This is a genomic window from Hyphomonadaceae bacterium ML37, from assembly GCA_027627685.1.
GTDB lineage: Bacteria > Pseudomonadota > Alphaproteobacteria > Caulobacterales > Maricaulaceae > Oceanicaulis.
In genome coordinates this window covers 129,995-142,368 of record CP091241.1, presented here as the reverse complement: position 1 = coordinate 142,368, position 12,374 = coordinate 129,995, and the positions used below count along the sequence as shown (strand labels likewise).

Annotated in this window: 14 protein-coding genes; 7 read left to right on the top strand and 7 right to left on the bottom strand. The window is 68.1% G+C overall.

All coding sequences use genetic code 11. The features are described 5' to 3' along the window. Positions 1–4: 4 nt before the first annotated feature. Positions 5–685, bottom strand: coding sequence for a dienelactone hydrolase family protein (locus tag L2D01_00780; protein WBQ10320.1), 681 nt, complete (start codon positions 683–685; stop codon positions 5–7). An 80-nt stretch (positions 686–765) separates the two neighbouring features. On the opposite strand from L2D01_00780, the gene L2D01_00775 reads away from it, so the two are divergent. From L2D01_00775 to L2D01_00750, 6 genes are all read left to right on the top strand, one after another. Next, on the top strand, positions 766–1,002 hold the full coding sequence (locus tag L2D01_00775) for a DUF6489 family protein (protein ID WBQ10319.1): 237 nt from the start codon (positions 766–768) through the stop codon (positions 1,000–1,002). A gap of 7 nt (positions 1,003–1,009) precedes the next feature. Further along, positions 1,010–2,338, top strand: coding sequence for a tRNA uridine-5-carboxymethylaminomethyl(34) synthesis GTPase MnmE (gene mnmE / locus L2D01_00770; GenBank protein WBQ10318.1), 1,329 nt, complete (start codon positions 1,010–1,012; stop codon positions 2,336–2,338). 113 nt (positions 2,339–2,451) lie between these two features. Beyond that, entirely contained in the window at positions 2,452–4,338 is a 1,887-nt protein-coding gene (mnmG, locus tag L2D01_00765; protein WBQ10317.1) for a tRNA uridine-5-carboxymethylaminomethyl(34) synthesis enzyme MnmG, read from the top strand. A 3-nt stretch (positions 4,339–4,341) separates the two neighbouring features. Next, positions 4,342–5,034, top strand: a complete 693-nt coding sequence (gene rsmG, locus L2D01_00760; protein ID WBQ10316.1) for a 16S rRNA (guanine(527)-N(7))-methyltransferase RsmG — start codon at positions 4,342–4,344, stop codon at positions 5,032–5,034. Further along, positions 4,971–5,804 carry a ParA family protein gene (locus L2D01_00755; protein WBQ10315.1) on the top strand — a complete coding sequence of 278 codons (834 nt, stop codon included), beginning with the start codon at positions 4,971–4,973 and terminating at the stop codon, positions 5,802–5,804. Before rsmG ends, L2D01_00755 begins: the two co-directional genes overlap by 64 nt. Then, positions 5,801–6,736, top strand: a complete 936-nt coding sequence (locus L2D01_00750; protein ID WBQ10314.1) for a ParB/RepB/Spo0J family partition protein — start codon at positions 5,801–5,803, stop codon at positions 6,734–6,736. The genes L2D01_00755 and L2D01_00750 overlap by 4 nt, the downstream gene beginning before the upstream one ends. Before the next feature lie 110 nt (positions 6,737–6,846). On the opposite strand, the gene L2D01_00745 is transcribed toward L2D01_00750, so the two are convergent. Continuing rightward, on the bottom strand, positions 6,847–7,710 hold the full coding sequence (locus L2D01_00745; protein WBQ10313.1) for an SDR family NAD(P)-dependent oxidoreductase: 864 nt from the start codon (positions 7,708–7,710) through the stop codon (positions 6,847–6,849). 61 nt (positions 7,711–7,771) lie between these two features. On the opposite strand from L2D01_00745, the gene L2D01_00740 reads away from it, so the two are divergent. Continuing rightward, positions 7,772–8,428, top strand: coding sequence for a hypothetical protein (locus tag L2D01_00740; GenBank protein WBQ10312.1), 657 nt, complete (start codon positions 7,772–7,774; stop codon positions 8,426–8,428). On the opposite strand, the gene dnaQ is transcribed toward L2D01_00740, so the two are convergent. The 5 genes from dnaQ to L2D01_00715 are packed head-to-tail and all read right to left on the bottom strand — an operon-like array spanning position 8,425 to position 11,981. Beyond that, entirely contained in the window at positions 8,425–9,135 is a 711-nt protein-coding gene (dnaQ, locus tag L2D01_00735) for a DNA polymerase III subunit epsilon (GenBank protein ID WBQ10311.1), read from the bottom strand. The two genes, L2D01_00740 and dnaQ, sit on opposite strands and share 4 nt — an antisense overlap. After that, entirely contained in the window at positions 9,132–9,731 is a 600-nt protein-coding gene (coaE, locus tag L2D01_00730) for a dephospho-CoA kinase (GenBank protein ID WBQ10310.1), read from the bottom strand. The genes dnaQ and coaE overlap by 4 nt, the downstream gene beginning before the upstream one ends. Beyond that, on the bottom strand, positions 9,728–10,552 hold the full coding sequence (gene aroE / locus L2D01_00725) for a shikimate dehydrogenase (protein WBQ10309.1): 825 nt from the start codon (positions 10,550–10,552) through the stop codon (positions 9,728–9,730). Before aroE ends, coaE begins: the two co-directional genes overlap by 4 nt. Continuing rightward, the gene (locus L2D01_00720) at positions 10,549–11,130 is read right to left on the bottom strand and encodes a Maf family protein (GenBank protein ID WBQ10308.1); all 582 of its coding nucleotides are present in this window, start codon (positions 11,128–11,130) and stop codon (positions 10,549–10,551) included. The genes aroE and L2D01_00720 overlap by 4 nt, the downstream gene beginning before the upstream one ends. Continuing rightward, on the bottom strand, positions 11,127–11,981 hold the full coding sequence (locus L2D01_00715; protein WBQ10307.1) for a kinase/pyrophosphorylase: 855 nt from the start codon (positions 11,979–11,981) through the stop codon (positions 11,127–11,129). The genes L2D01_00720 and L2D01_00715 overlap by 4 nt, the downstream gene beginning before the upstream one ends. Positions 11,982–12,374: the final 393 nt, after the last annotated feature.

The following is a 12,374-nucleotide window of genomic DNA, read 5'->3' as shown; positions in this document are numbered from 1 at the left end:
GCTCTCATTTCAGATGGGTCTGGAAAAACGCGCGGGTGCGCGTATTGGCAAGATCGGCGTCCTGCGCGTGATAATGGGCGCCGCCCACGCGGGCAAAGGCGTGATCGCGCTCAGGATAGTCATGGATCGTGACATGGGGATGATCGTCCAGCGCGGCGTGGATCTGCGCCTGGGCTTCCGCAGGCACGTATTCATCCTTTCCCGCCACGTGGAGCAGGAGCGGGTTTGAGATATGCGCCGCCTCGTCCAGGCGGGTCTGGATATTCACCCCGTAATAGCCCACGACCGCGTCGGCATCGGTGCGGCAGGCGGTGAGATAGGCCAGCTGCCCGCCGAGACAGTAGCCCAGCGCCCCGACCTTGCCGGTTCCGGCGCGCCTTGCGTATTCCACGGTGGCGGCGATATCCTTCAGGCCTGCGTCCACATCGAATTTACCAAATAGATCAAAGGCCTGCTTCCATTCAGCATCGGTCTTGTCGGTGATCTGAATGCCCGGCTCGATGCGCCAGAACAGGTCCGGACAGATGGCCAGCCAGCCCTGATCAGCCAGGTCATCGCAGATGGCGCGCATGACATGATTGACGCCGAAAATCTCCTGCAGGACGACAATGGCCGGCCCCGATCCGGCGGCGTAGGCGCTGAACTGGCCGTCGGGGCCGGTAATGGTGATGTCCTGACTGGTCATGGCAAGCTCCTTCACGATCGCTTTGAGCGGTGTGGCGGCTATGGTAGGGCTGGGAGCCCGGACAGTGAAGGGAGGCCCCCATGAAGGTCAATGTTGAAATCGACTGCACGCCGCAGGAGGCGCGCGCCTTCTTTGGCCTGCCCGACGTCACCCCGCTCAACGAGCAGCTCGTGGAGGAAATGAGCAAGCGCATGAGCGCCAATATGGAAGCGCTGGAGCCCGAAGCGCTGATGCGCGGCTGGATGACGTTCGGCGGCGAGTGGCAGAAACAGTTCATGGATTTGATGGGCAAGGCCGCCGGCGGGACCGGGCGCTGATCACCTCATGAGCGAGACCATCTTCGCCCTGGCCAGCGCGCCCGGCCGGGCCGGGGTTGCGGTGATGCGTCTGAGCGGACCGGGCGCCGGCCCGGCGCTGGACGCCCTCACCGTCCTGCCCCGCCCCCACCCGCGCCGCGCCGCCCTGCGCCGGTTTCACGCTGGAGATGGCGCCGAAATAGATCAGGGTCTTGCGATCTGGTTTCCCGGTCCGGCGAGCTTCACCGGCGAGGATTGCGCCGAGCTCCACGTGCATGGCGGGCCGGCGGTGATCGCGGCCCTGGCCGAGGCGCTCCTCGTGCTGGGCCTCAGGCCGGCGGGACCTGGCGACTTCACCCGGCGCGCCTTCGAGCATGGCAAGCTTGACCTGACCGAAGCCGAAGGCCTCGCCGACCTCATCGACGCGGAGACCGAGGGCCAGCGCGCCCAGGCTCTGGCCCAGATGACCGGCGCCCTGCGCACGCTCTATGAGGGCTGGCGCGAACAGCTGATTTCCGTGCTGGCGTCCCTTGAGGGCGAGATCGATTTTCCTGACGAGGACGACGTGCCCGACAGCCTGTCGGACGCGGCGGCGGCCCCGCTTGACGATCTGATCGCGGCGCTCACCGCCCATCTGGATGACGCGCGGCGCGGCGAGCGGGTGCGGGAGGGTTTCGCCATCGCCCTGATCGGCGCGCCCAATGCCGGTAAATCGTCTCTGCTCAACGCGCTGGCCCGGCGCGACGCCGCCATCGTCACCGATATTCCCGGCACCACGCGCGACGTGGTGGAGGTGCGCCTCGTCCTGGCCGGCTTCCCGGTGATCCTGGCCGACACGGCGGGCCTGCGCGAAGCCGCGGACCGGGTGGAAGCCGAAGGTGTGCGCCGGGCGCTGGCCCGCGCCGAGGACGCCGATCTGCGCATTGGCGTGGTGGATGTTTCACGTGAAACATCCCTCGCCGCCCTCGCCGGGCATTTAAGGCCCGGAGATGCGCTGGCCCTGAACAAGACCGATCTCGCCAAACCGCAGCTCGCCGCGCCGGACGGCGTGGCGGCGTTCGCCATGTCCGCCGCGTCCGGAGATGGGCTGACCGAGTTGGAAGCCTGGCTGGAGCGTGAGGTGCAGGCCCGGCTGGGAAACCGCGAAGCCCCGGCCCTGTCCCGCGCCCGCCATCGGGCGGGCGTGTCCCGCGCCCTCGATCATCTGCGCAGCGCCCGCTGCGGGCTGGCGCGCGGTCCAGAGCTGGCGTCCGCCGATGTGCATCTGGCCCTGCGGGCGCTGGAGAGCCTGACCGGCCGGGTGGATGTGGAGGACGTGCTGGACCGGGTGTTCAGCCAGTTCTGCATCGGCAAATAGGGCTCCCCTTCGAGTCCGGCGCCTCGACTCCGCCGCGATCATCGCCTATGTGAGCCGCACGGGCGGGCGCGCCAGGATTGACGCGCCGCCACTGGCGAACCGGACCTTTATCCATGACCCTGGACCTCAACCCCGCCCCGGCGCGCACCTGGGATGTCATCGTCATCGGCGGCGGCCATGCCGGGTGCGAGGCCGCGAGCGCGGCCGCGCGTCTGGGCGCCGCGACTTTGCTGCTGACCCACAAGGCCGTCACCATCGGTGAGATGAGCTGCAACCCGGCCATTGGCGGGCTCGGCAAGGGTCATCTGGTGCGCGAGGTGGATGCGCTGGACGGGTTGATGGGCCGGGTGGCGGACGCCTCGGGCATCCAGTTCCGCATGCTCAACCGCTCCAAGGGCCCGGCCGTGCGCGGGCCGCGCACCCAGTCCGACCGCAAACTCTACCGCGAAGCGATGCAAGCGGCCCTCGCCGACACCGCCAATCTCACTATCGTGGAGGCGGCCGCCGAGGATCTGATCATCGAGGACGGCGCGTGCGCCGGGGTGATCGATGCGCAGGGCCGCGAATGGCGTGCGGGCGCGGTGGTGCTCACCACCGGCACCTTCCTCAAGGGCGTCATCCATCGCGGGACCGAGCGCATTCCGGCGGGCCGCGACGGCGAGGCGCCGGCCATCGGCCTGTCGGACCGGCTCTACGGGCTGGGCCTGCGCATGGGCCGCCTCAAGACCGGCACGCCGGCGCGCCTCGACGGCCGCACCATCGACTGGGCCTCGCTGGAGATGCAGGCGGCGGACGCAGACCCGGTCCCGTTCTCCTTCCTCACCGGTAAAATCACGGTGCCCCAGATCGCCTGCGGCATCACCCGCACGACTGAGGCCACTCACGCCATCATCGCCGCCAATCTGCAGCACTCGTCGGTCTATGGCGGGGCGATCGCGGGGCGGGGTCCGCGCTATTGCCCGTCCATCGAGGACAAGGTGTTGCGCTTCGCCGACCGCACAGGCCACCAGATCTTCCTGGAGCCGGAGGGTCTGGACGACGACACCGTCTACCCCAACGGCATCTCCACCTCCCTGCCAGCGGATGTGCAGGACGCCTTCCTGAAAACCATACCGGGCCTCGAGCAGGCGAAGGTGCGCCGCTACGCCTATGCCATCGAATACGACTATGTCGACCCGCGCGAGCTGTCCGCCACGCTGGAAGTGCGCCGCCTGCCCCGGCTCTGGCTGGCCGGGCAGATCAATGGCACCACGGGTTATGAGGAAGCGGCGGCGCAGGGCCTGATGGCGGGCTTCAATGCGGCGCTCGCCGTGTCGGGGAGCGATCCCTTCATCCTGGACCGGTCAGAAGCCTATGTCGGCGTGATGATCGACGACCTGATCACGCGCGGCGTCACCGAGCCCTATCGCATGTTCACCTCGCGCGCCGAGTACCGCCTGACTTTGCGGGCCGACAATGCCGACCAGCGCCTGACCGACAAGGCGATAGCCCTGGGCGCGGCCAGTGTTTCACGTGAAACATCCTGGCGTGCCCGGTCGGCGGCGCTGGCCGATGCCCGCGCTCAGGCCCGCGCACTCAGCCTGACGCCGGCCGAAGCCGCCCGCGCGGGGCTGAAGGTCAATCAGGATGGCAAGCGCCGCGATCTGCTGGAGCTGCTGTCCTATCCGTCCATCAGCTGGGGCGATGTCACGCAGATCTGGCCGCAGCTGAACGATTTGCCTGCGCCCATCGCCGAGCAGATCGAGATCGATGCGGTCTATCATGGCTATCTCGACCGGCAGGACGCTGACATCCTGGCCTTCCGCCGCGATGAGGGCGTGCGTATTCCGGCCGGCTTTGACTATGCCGCCGTGGGCGGGCTCTCCAACGAAGTGCGCGAGAAGCTCGTCGCCGCCTCTCCCGCGACTCTGGGTCAGGCCGCGCGCATTGAAGGGGTGACGCCCGGCGCGCTCACCGCCTTGCTGGCCCACCTCAAGCGCGCCGACCGGCGCACGGCCTGATCCATGACCGCAGGGTATGACGCCGCCGCCTTCCAGGCCGACACCGGTGTTTCACGTGAAACAATCGCCCGGTTCGAGCGCTGGCGGGATTTGCTGGCCGAGACCAATGCTCACACCAATCTGGTGGGCCGGTCCACGCTGGAGGATTTCTGGTTCCGTCACGCGCTGGATTCCTGGCAGATCTATAGGCTGGCGCCGCAGGCCGTGCGCTGGGCCGATCTGGGCGCCGGGGCTGGATTTCCCGGCTTCGCCATCGCCTATGGGCTTATGCAGGCGGGCTTCCCCGGCGCTCACGTGACCATGGTGGAATCGGTCCAGAAGAAAGCGCAATTCCTCAAGGCCGTCGCCGCCTCCACCGGCGCGCCGGTCACCGTCCTGCCGGTGCGGGTTGAAGCTTTGGATGAGGTTCCGGTGGTGGACGTCGTGACGGCCCGGGCCATGGCGCCGCTGGAGACCTTGCTGGGCTATGTGCATCCTTTTGTGGAAAAGGGGGCGCGCGCGCTCCTCCCCAAGGGGGCAAAATACCGCGAGGAATTGACCCGGGCGCGGAAAAGCTGGACGTTTGATCTTGAGGTCATACCCAGCCGGACCTCCCGCGATGCCGCCATCCTGTCCATCAGGGAGTTAGCCCCATGTCCTCCGACCGCCCCGCACCGCCGAAAGTCATCGCCATCGCAAACCAGAAGGGGGGCGTAGGCAAGACCACCACGGCGATCAACCTGGCCACAGCCCTTGCGGCCATCGGCCAGCGCGTGGTGGTGCTCGATCTCGACCCCCAGGGTAATGCCTCCACCGGTCTTGGCGTCTCGCGCGCCCAGCGCAAGGCGACCTCCTATGACGTGCTGGTGTCCGAGCGGCCCATGGACGAGGCGCTGATCGAGACCAGCGTGCCGGGCCTGTCCCTGATCCCGTCGGACGCCGATCTGTCGGGGGCGGAGCTGGAGCTCGCCAGCGCGCCGCGCCGGTCCTACCGCCTGCGCCACGCCATCGACCGCTTCCGCCGGACGCTGAGTGCGCGCGGTGAGACCTGTCATTACGTTCTGATCGACTGCCCGCCCTCGCTCAATCTCCTCACGGTGAACGCCATGACGGCGGCGGATTCCGTGCTGGTGCCGCTGCAATGCGAGTTCTTCGCGCTGGAAGGTCTGACCCAGCTCATGCGAACCATTGAGCTGGTCCGGGGCAACCTCAATAAAGACCTTGCGATTCAAGGTGTTGTGCTGACCATGTATGACAAGCGCAACAATCTCTCCGCCCAGGTCGCCGCCGATGTGCGCACCCATTTCGGCGACAAGGTGTATGACACGGTCATACCGCGCAATGTGCGCGTCTCCGAAGCGCCGAGCTTCGGCAAGCCGGTCCTGCTCTATGATCTCGAATGCTCCGGCTCGCAGGCCTATCTGGGCCTCGCTCGTGAAGTGGTGCGCCAGGAACGCCGGGCCGCTGACATGATGGCGCCGGCATGAGCGGCGCAGACGAGCGCCCGCGCAATCGCGGCCTCGGCCGCGGCCTCTCGGCCCTGCTGGGCGAGGGCGAGGAGGCGGACGCCCTGCGCGCGGACGAAGCCGAGACCACCCGCACCGGCGGAACCACGCCGCGCACCCTGCCCGTCGCCCTTCTGAGCCCCAATCCGGACCAGCCGCGCAAGCAGTTTGACGAGGCCGAGCTCGACGCTCTTGCCGGCAGCATCGCCGGTCAGGGCCTGTTGCAGCCATTGCTTGTCCGGCCCATGCCGGGGGATGAGGGGCGCTACCAGATCGTCGCCGGCGAACGCCGCTGGCGGGCGGCCCAGCGCGCCGGCCTGCACGACGTGCCTGTTGTGATCCGCGAGCTTACCGACCGTGAGACGCTGGAAATCGCCATTGTCGAGAACGTCCAGCGCGCCGACCTTAATCCTGTGGAAGAGGCTCAGGCGCTGCGCCAGCTGGTGGACCGCTTTGGTCATACCCAGGACGACGTGGCCCGCGCCATCGGCAAGTCGCGCGCCCATGTGGCCAACATGCTGCGCCTGCTGGCGCTGCCGGGCGCCGTGCTGGACCTGTTGCAGTCGGGCGCCCTGACCGCCGGTCATGCCCGGGCCGTGGCGGCGAGCGCCGATCCGGTGGGCCTCGCCCGGCGGATCGTCGAAGGCGGATTGTCGGTCCGCGCCGCCGAGCAGCTGGCGCGCGAGGCGGGCGGAAAACCGGCGAGCGGCAAAGGCGCGCCCGAGCGCAAATCCCTGGACAAGGACCCGGACACCCGCGCGCTCGAAGCCGACCTGTCCGAACAGCTCGGCCTGACCGTGGAGATCCGCCATACCGGCGAGCGCGGCGCCGTGCAGATTCATTTCTCGAATCTGGAGCAGCTGGACGAGGTGTGCCGCCGGCTCACCGCCAGCGCGAGTTCCGGCGCATACTGATACCGGAAATTGCGGCTCTCAGAGGCGCTGAAATCTCGCTGGACGTACCGGTATAGGGCTCAGGCGCTGAAAACCGCGATTTTCCGATGCCGGTTTTTAAGGCTATGATTTTATTGGCTCTTTTCAGCCGCCAAAATCGCCTCCAGGCCGGATTTCCAGGCCGGATGACTCAGCCGCCAGCCCAGAACCGCCTTCGCACGAACGTTCGAGACACGCCGGCACTCGCGATAGAAGCTCGCCAGCATGGGACTGACGACCTCTGGATCGAACGTACGCTCTTCTAACGCACGTTCGTTTAACAGCGCCGCGGCACCCTGGGCGACTTCCGCCTGATCGGACGGCCAGTCATCCACCAGGTTGAACACGCCCTGCGCGTCGGGCTGGTCGAGCGCTGCCACCAGCGCCGACGCGATGTCGTCCACATGGATGCGTCCGAACACCTGGCCCGGCTTCACCCAGACAGAGCGCTCCCCGGCGCGGACGCGATCCAGCGCGCTGCGCCCCGGACCATAAATCCCGCCCAGCCGGAAAATCCGCCCGTCCAGCGCCTGCCAGTCCGCCTCGGCCCGGACGCGGGCCATCGAGCGCGGCTCGCCCGGCGTCGGCGCCTCCCACTCGAACGCCCAGCCGCCGTGACGATCACCATACACCCCGGTAGTGGAGAGATAGCCGAGCCAGGTCTGGCCCGGGGCCAGCCCCTCCAGCGCGGGCAGCACAGGATCACCGCCAGGACCGGGCGGAACACTGGAAATCGCCGCGTCATGAGCCTCGACGGCGGCGCGCAATGCTGCGCGGCCCACCGGCGAGGCTGGATCGGCGCCCACGACCGCCACGCCGTCGGCCTCAACCAGTCCTGCCGCCTCATCCGAGCGCGCGGTGGCGGACACCGCCCACCCCGCCGCTTTCAGCCGCAAGGCTGTGGCCCGGGCGACATACCCGTAGCCGATGAGCAGGCATGAGCGGGCTTGTGTCATGGACGCCTCCTCCCTTTAAGCGCTAGCCTTAGGGGAGAGACCATCCGGAGGGAAGCCCGCCATGAGACGCACCGTCCTCGCCGCCTTGATCGCGGGCGTTCTGCCATCGGCCGCCTACGCCCTGCAAGATGACGACCGCTACCGCGCCTGCCTCGACCGGGTGTCGACCGATCCGGCTGCAGCCTATGAGGATGCACTGATCTGGCGCGCCCAGGGCGGGGGCTGGGCGTCAGAGCACTGCGCGGGTCTGGCCCAGATCGCCGAGGGCTGGCCGGCCACCGGCGCCGCCCGCCTGCGCGCCACCGCTGAAGGCGCGACCGCCGCCAGCGACATGAGCCGGGCCATCCTGTTCGGACAGGCCGCCGACGGCTATATGCGCGCACGCCAGTTTGACGAGGCCGCGCAGGCCTTCGCCCGCGGGCTCGATTTTGCGCCGGGCGACGCCGGCCTCGCCCGCGGCCGCGCCGAAGCCGCCTATGCCAGCCGGGATCTCGAGGGCGCGGTCGCCGCCGCTGACGCCGCGCTGACGCTCAATCCGGGAGAGCCGGCCACCTTGGGCGTGCGCGCCGCGGCCAACCTGGAACGGGGCCAATTTGACGCCGCCGCCGCCGACCTCAATCAGGCGCTGGAATCCGATCCTGAGAATGTCGAGCTGCTGGTCCTGCGCGGCCGGCTGAATGAAGCCCGGCGCACAGGTCAGATCCCCGAACGCAATTAGGTATTGCGCGCGGACGCGCTGACGGCGACCCGGTCCCAGACCGGGTTCTTCAGCTCCGCGATGAAGCGTGCATGGGCCTCGGCCTCTGCGGCGCTGATGCGCGGCGCCAGCGCCTGAGGACGCGGAGGTCTGGGCGCAAAGACGACCTTGCCGCCTGCGCTTTCCTCCCCCAGCAGGCCCAGCGCCTGTTCGCGCCCGCCATGCAGCTCCAGCCAGACTTCCGCCAGCAGATAGGAATCCACCAGCGCGCCGTGCTTGGTGCGGTTGTCCAGCGAGATGTTGAAGCGCTTGCACAGCGCATCGAGGCTGGCCGGGGAGCCGGGAAACTTCTCGCGGGCCATGGCCGCGCTGTCGATGAAGCGCGAGGCGGGCAGGGGCGGGCGCCCGCAGCGTGCCAGCTCCATATTGATGAAGCCCATGTCGAAGCTGGCGTTATGGGCGACGATGGGGCTATCGGCGAAGAAGTCGAGCACCTGATCGGCGATGGCGGCGAATTTCGGCTTGTCGCGCAACATGGCCGATGTCAGCCCGGTGATGCGTTCAGCCTCCGCGTCAATCTCGCGTTCCGGGTTCACCAGTAGGCGCAGATCCCGGCCCGTGGGCGCCAGATCAACGAGCTCCACACACCCGATCTCGGTGATGCGATGGCCCTGATCGTGGTGCAGGCCCGTGGTCTCGGTGTCAAAGATCACCTGGCGTCCGGTCATGCCCCGTCTCCTGTCAGCGCCGCGATGACAGCACGCACCTGGGTCCGCGCCGCATCGACCCCCTGGCTGGTGTCGATCACAAAATGGGCTGCGGCCCGCTTGTGCGAATCAGGGGTCTGCCGGTCCAGTATGGCGGCAAGCTTGGCCTCATTCATCCCGTCACGCGCCAAAACCCGCTCGCGCTGCACATCTTCGGGCGCGCTGACCACCACGATGGCGTCGACGCGCTCATGCTGACCGGTCTCGAACAGCAGCGGCACGTCCAGCACGGCCAGCGCCCGCCCCTCGGCTCGCACCATGTCGAAAAACGCCTGGCGTTCGGCCTCCACAAGCGGATGCACAATGGCTTCCAGGCGCGCAAAGCCGGACGGGTCGGCCTGGAGGGACGCTGACAACGCCGCCCGGTCCACGCCGGTGTGCGGGTCCGCGCAGCCCGGAAACGCCTCAGCCACCGCCGCCGTCCCGGCGCCGCCGGGGGCGTAGAGTTTCGCCACCGCCGCATCGGCGTCGAACACGGCGGCGCCTTCTTCAGCGAACAGGCGCGCTGTGGTGGTCTTGCCCATGCCGATGGAGCCGGTGAGGCCGATGATGATCATGACCGCCCCTCCAGCGCCGCGACCAGCCGGGCGCGCACGCTGTCCCCTACAGGTGCAGGCGCGCCGAATAAGGCCTCGAAGGCGGGCCGGGCCTGACCGATCAGCATGGCGAGCCCGTCGGAGGTGCGCAGGCCCAGCGCCTCAGCTTGTTCCAGCAGGGGCGTGCGCAGGGGCGTATAGACCATATCAAAGACAAGCGCGTCCGGCGCAGCCGCCTCCAGCGCGGCTTCCAGCGGCGGCTGGCCTTTCATGCCGAGCACACTGGCATTGATGATCAGGCGCGCGCCGTCCAGCGCCCTCGCGTCCGCCGCCTGATGAACCGCCGCGCGCACCCCGAACGCCTCAGCCAGCGCCTGCGCGCGGGCCGTTGTCCGGTTGACGATGCGAATCTCGCGCTCCTGACGCGTCAGCCGGTACATCACCGCCCGCGCGGCGCCTCCCGCGCCGATCAGAACGGCAGGGCCAACGCCACCGTCATCCTGAAGGGCCGCGTCGAGACCCGTGACGTCGGTATTGTCGGCGCGAATTCGCCCCTCTCGGAACACCAGCAGATTGGCCGCGCCGACAGCCAATGCCCGTTCGCTCGCCTCATCACTGAGCTCCAGCGCCGCCTGCTTGTGAGGGACGGTGACATTGAGCCCGGAGAAACCTTCTTCGACCCGGGCGCGTACGCACTCAGCGAACTCTTCAGGGCGCGCCGGCACATGCATGTAGCGTCCAGCCAGGCCGGCTTCGCTGAGCCATACGCTCATCATCAATGGCGACAGGGAATGCGCCACCGGCCAGCCGCACACGCCGGCGACAGGGGCAGGCCCGCTCATGTCTCCAGCACGCCTTGCTGACGCAGGAACTCCAGCAGGGGCAGGAGCGGCAGGCCGAGCACTGCGTAATAATCGCCCTCCACCATATCAAACAGCTGGGCCCCAAGCCCTTCAAAGGCATAGCCGCCCACCGTGCTGGTCAGGAACTCGCCCGCTTCACGGCGGTAGCGCTCCAGAAAGGCGTCGGAGACGGGGCGGATGCGCAGGGCGCAGCTGCTGCGATAGCGCCAGATGATCTCGCCGCCGCGCGCCGCGGTCAGGCCGCCGCGCAGATAATGGATCTCGCCGCGCCAGGCACGCAGCCGGTGGATAGCGGTGTCCGGGTCGGGCGCCTTGTCATAGGTCTCGCCATCAAACTCCAGCACCTGATCAGCGCCGAGCACCAGATCATCGCGGCGTCCTGACACCGCCAGCGCCTTGGCGTCGGCCAGCACTTGCGCCAGCGCCGACGCTTCGCCGGTAAAGGCGCGCTTGATCACACCCTCGTCCACGCCGGCCGGGTCCACCTCGAACGCCACGCCGGCGCCTTCCAGAATCGCCCGGCGCGAGGCCGAGCCCGAAGCCAGCACCAGTGTCATGACTTCAGCGCCGCCCGGTGTTCGGTGAGCAGATTGATCACCTTGGCCGCTGTCTCCTCGATGGAGCGCCGGGTCACGTCGATGGACGGCCAGTTATGGCGCGCGAACAGGCGCCGGGCGTGGATCAGCTCGTCCTTCACCGTCTCGGCGTCGATATAGCTGGTGGGCGCTTCCTCACCCAGATTGACCAGCCGGTTGCGCCGGATCTGAATGATCCGCTCCGGGCTGGCGGTCAGCCCGACAATGAGCGGCTTTTTCAACAGCTCCAGCCCTTCGGGCAACGGCGCGCCCGGCACCAGAGGGATATTGGCGGTGCGGATGCCGCGATTGCCCAGATAGACGCTGGTGGGGGTTTTCGATGTCCGGCTGATGCCCAGAAGGATCACGTCCGCGCTGGCCAGATCCTCGCCCTGACCGTCATCATGGGCCATGCAGTAATTCATCGCCTCGATGCGCCGGTAGTAGTCCGCATCCAGCACGCGCTGTGCGCCGGCCTTGCCCTGGGCCGGCGCGCCGAGAAAGCCCGACAGTGTCGCCTCAATGGGGTCCAGCACCGCCACCGCCGGCACGCGCAGCAGGGCGCAGCGATCCTCCAGCGTCCGGCGCAGATCCTGATTGACCAGGGTGAACATCACCACGCCCGGATGGGCCTCGATATGGTCCAGCACCCGGTCCATCTGGCGCGGCGAGCGCACCAGGGCGAACAAATGCTCGATCGGGTGCACGCCGGGAAACTGGGCCACCGAGGCGCGCATCACCGCCATCAGCGTTTCGCCGGTGGAATCCGACACCATATGGACGTGGAAGTGCAGCCCGTCGGCTTCAGACTGAACCAGGCCGGATATGGTCATGCGCGCATTCCGTCTGTGAACCGGCTGCGCCGGCGCGAACCCCATGGTTAAACCAGCCCCGCGCGCCTGTGAACATCGCCGCATGCGCGGCGTGCATAACCGGCCGGTTGTTCACACCCCGGCTGATCCGGCACGGCACACTCCACACCCCCGTCTCCCGGCGCCCGGACCAAGCCTGCGTGGCGCCCGGATCCTGTTGATAGCCGCACGATGTGGATTGATTGCCGGGTCAAGGACCGCCCCAGACATGCCGGCAGGACCGGGGCCCGCGTTAACGCCGCGTCAACTCTGGTTAATAGAAGGTTAACCGCTCGCCTCCAGGCCCTGCGGGCCACCGTGGACATCCGCCGTCCACAGCCTGTGAAATCCGGGCGCCGCAGTCGACAAACCCCT

Bases quoted from the DNA above. Each gene is read 5' to 3' on its own strand.
- L2D01_00775 (WBQ10319.1), top strand. From the start codon at position 766: ATGAAGGTCAATGTTGAAATCGACTGCACGCCGCAGGAGGCGCGCGCC.
- rsmG (WBQ10316.1), top strand. From the start codon at position 4,342: ATGACCGCAGGGTATGACGCCGCCGCCTTCCAGGCCGACACCGGTGTT.
- mnmG (WBQ10317.1), top strand. From the start codon at position 2,452: ATGACCCTGGACCTCAACCCCGCCCCGGCGCGCACCTGGGATGTCATC.
- aroE (WBQ10309.1), bottom strand. From the start codon at position 10,552: ATGAGCGGGCCTGCCCCTGTCGCCGGCGTGTGCGGCTGGCCGGTGGCG.
- L2D01_00740 (WBQ10312.1), top strand. From the start codon at position 7,772: ATGAGACGCACCGTCCTCGCCGCCTTGATCGCGGGCGTTCTGCCATCG.
- L2D01_00715 (WBQ10307.1), bottom strand. From the start codon at position 11,981: ATGACCATATCCGGCCTGGTTCAGTCTGAAGCCGACGGGCTGCACTTC.
- L2D01_00750 (WBQ10314.1), top strand. From the start codon at position 5,801: ATGAGCGGCGCAGACGAGCGCCCGCGCAATCGCGGCCTCGGCCGCGGC.
- L2D01_00755 (WBQ10315.1), top strand. From the start codon at position 4,971: ATGTCCTCCGACCGCCCCGCACCGCCGAAAGTCATCGCCATCGCAAAC.
- L2D01_00720 (WBQ10308.1), bottom strand. From the start codon at position 11,130: ATGACACTGGTGCTGGCTTCGGGCTCGGCCTCGCGCCGGGCGATTCTG.
- coaE (WBQ10310.1), bottom strand. From the start codon at position 9,731: ATGATCATCATCGGCCTCACCGGCTCCATCGGCATGGGCAAGACCACC.
- L2D01_00780 (WBQ10320.1), bottom strand. From the start codon at position 685: ATGACCAGTCAGGACATCACCATTACCGGCCCCGACGGCCAGTTCAGC.
- L2D01_00745 (WBQ10313.1), bottom strand. From the start codon at position 7,710: ATGACACAAGCCCGCTCATGCCTGCTCATCGGCTACGGGTATGTCGCC.
- mnmE (WBQ10318.1), top strand. From the start codon at position 1,010: ATGAGCGAGACCATCTTCGCCCTGGCCAGCGCGCCCGGCCGGGCCGGG.
- dnaQ (WBQ10311.1), bottom strand. From the start codon at position 9,135: ATGACCGGACGCCAGGTGATCTTTGACACCGAGACCACGGGCCTGCAC.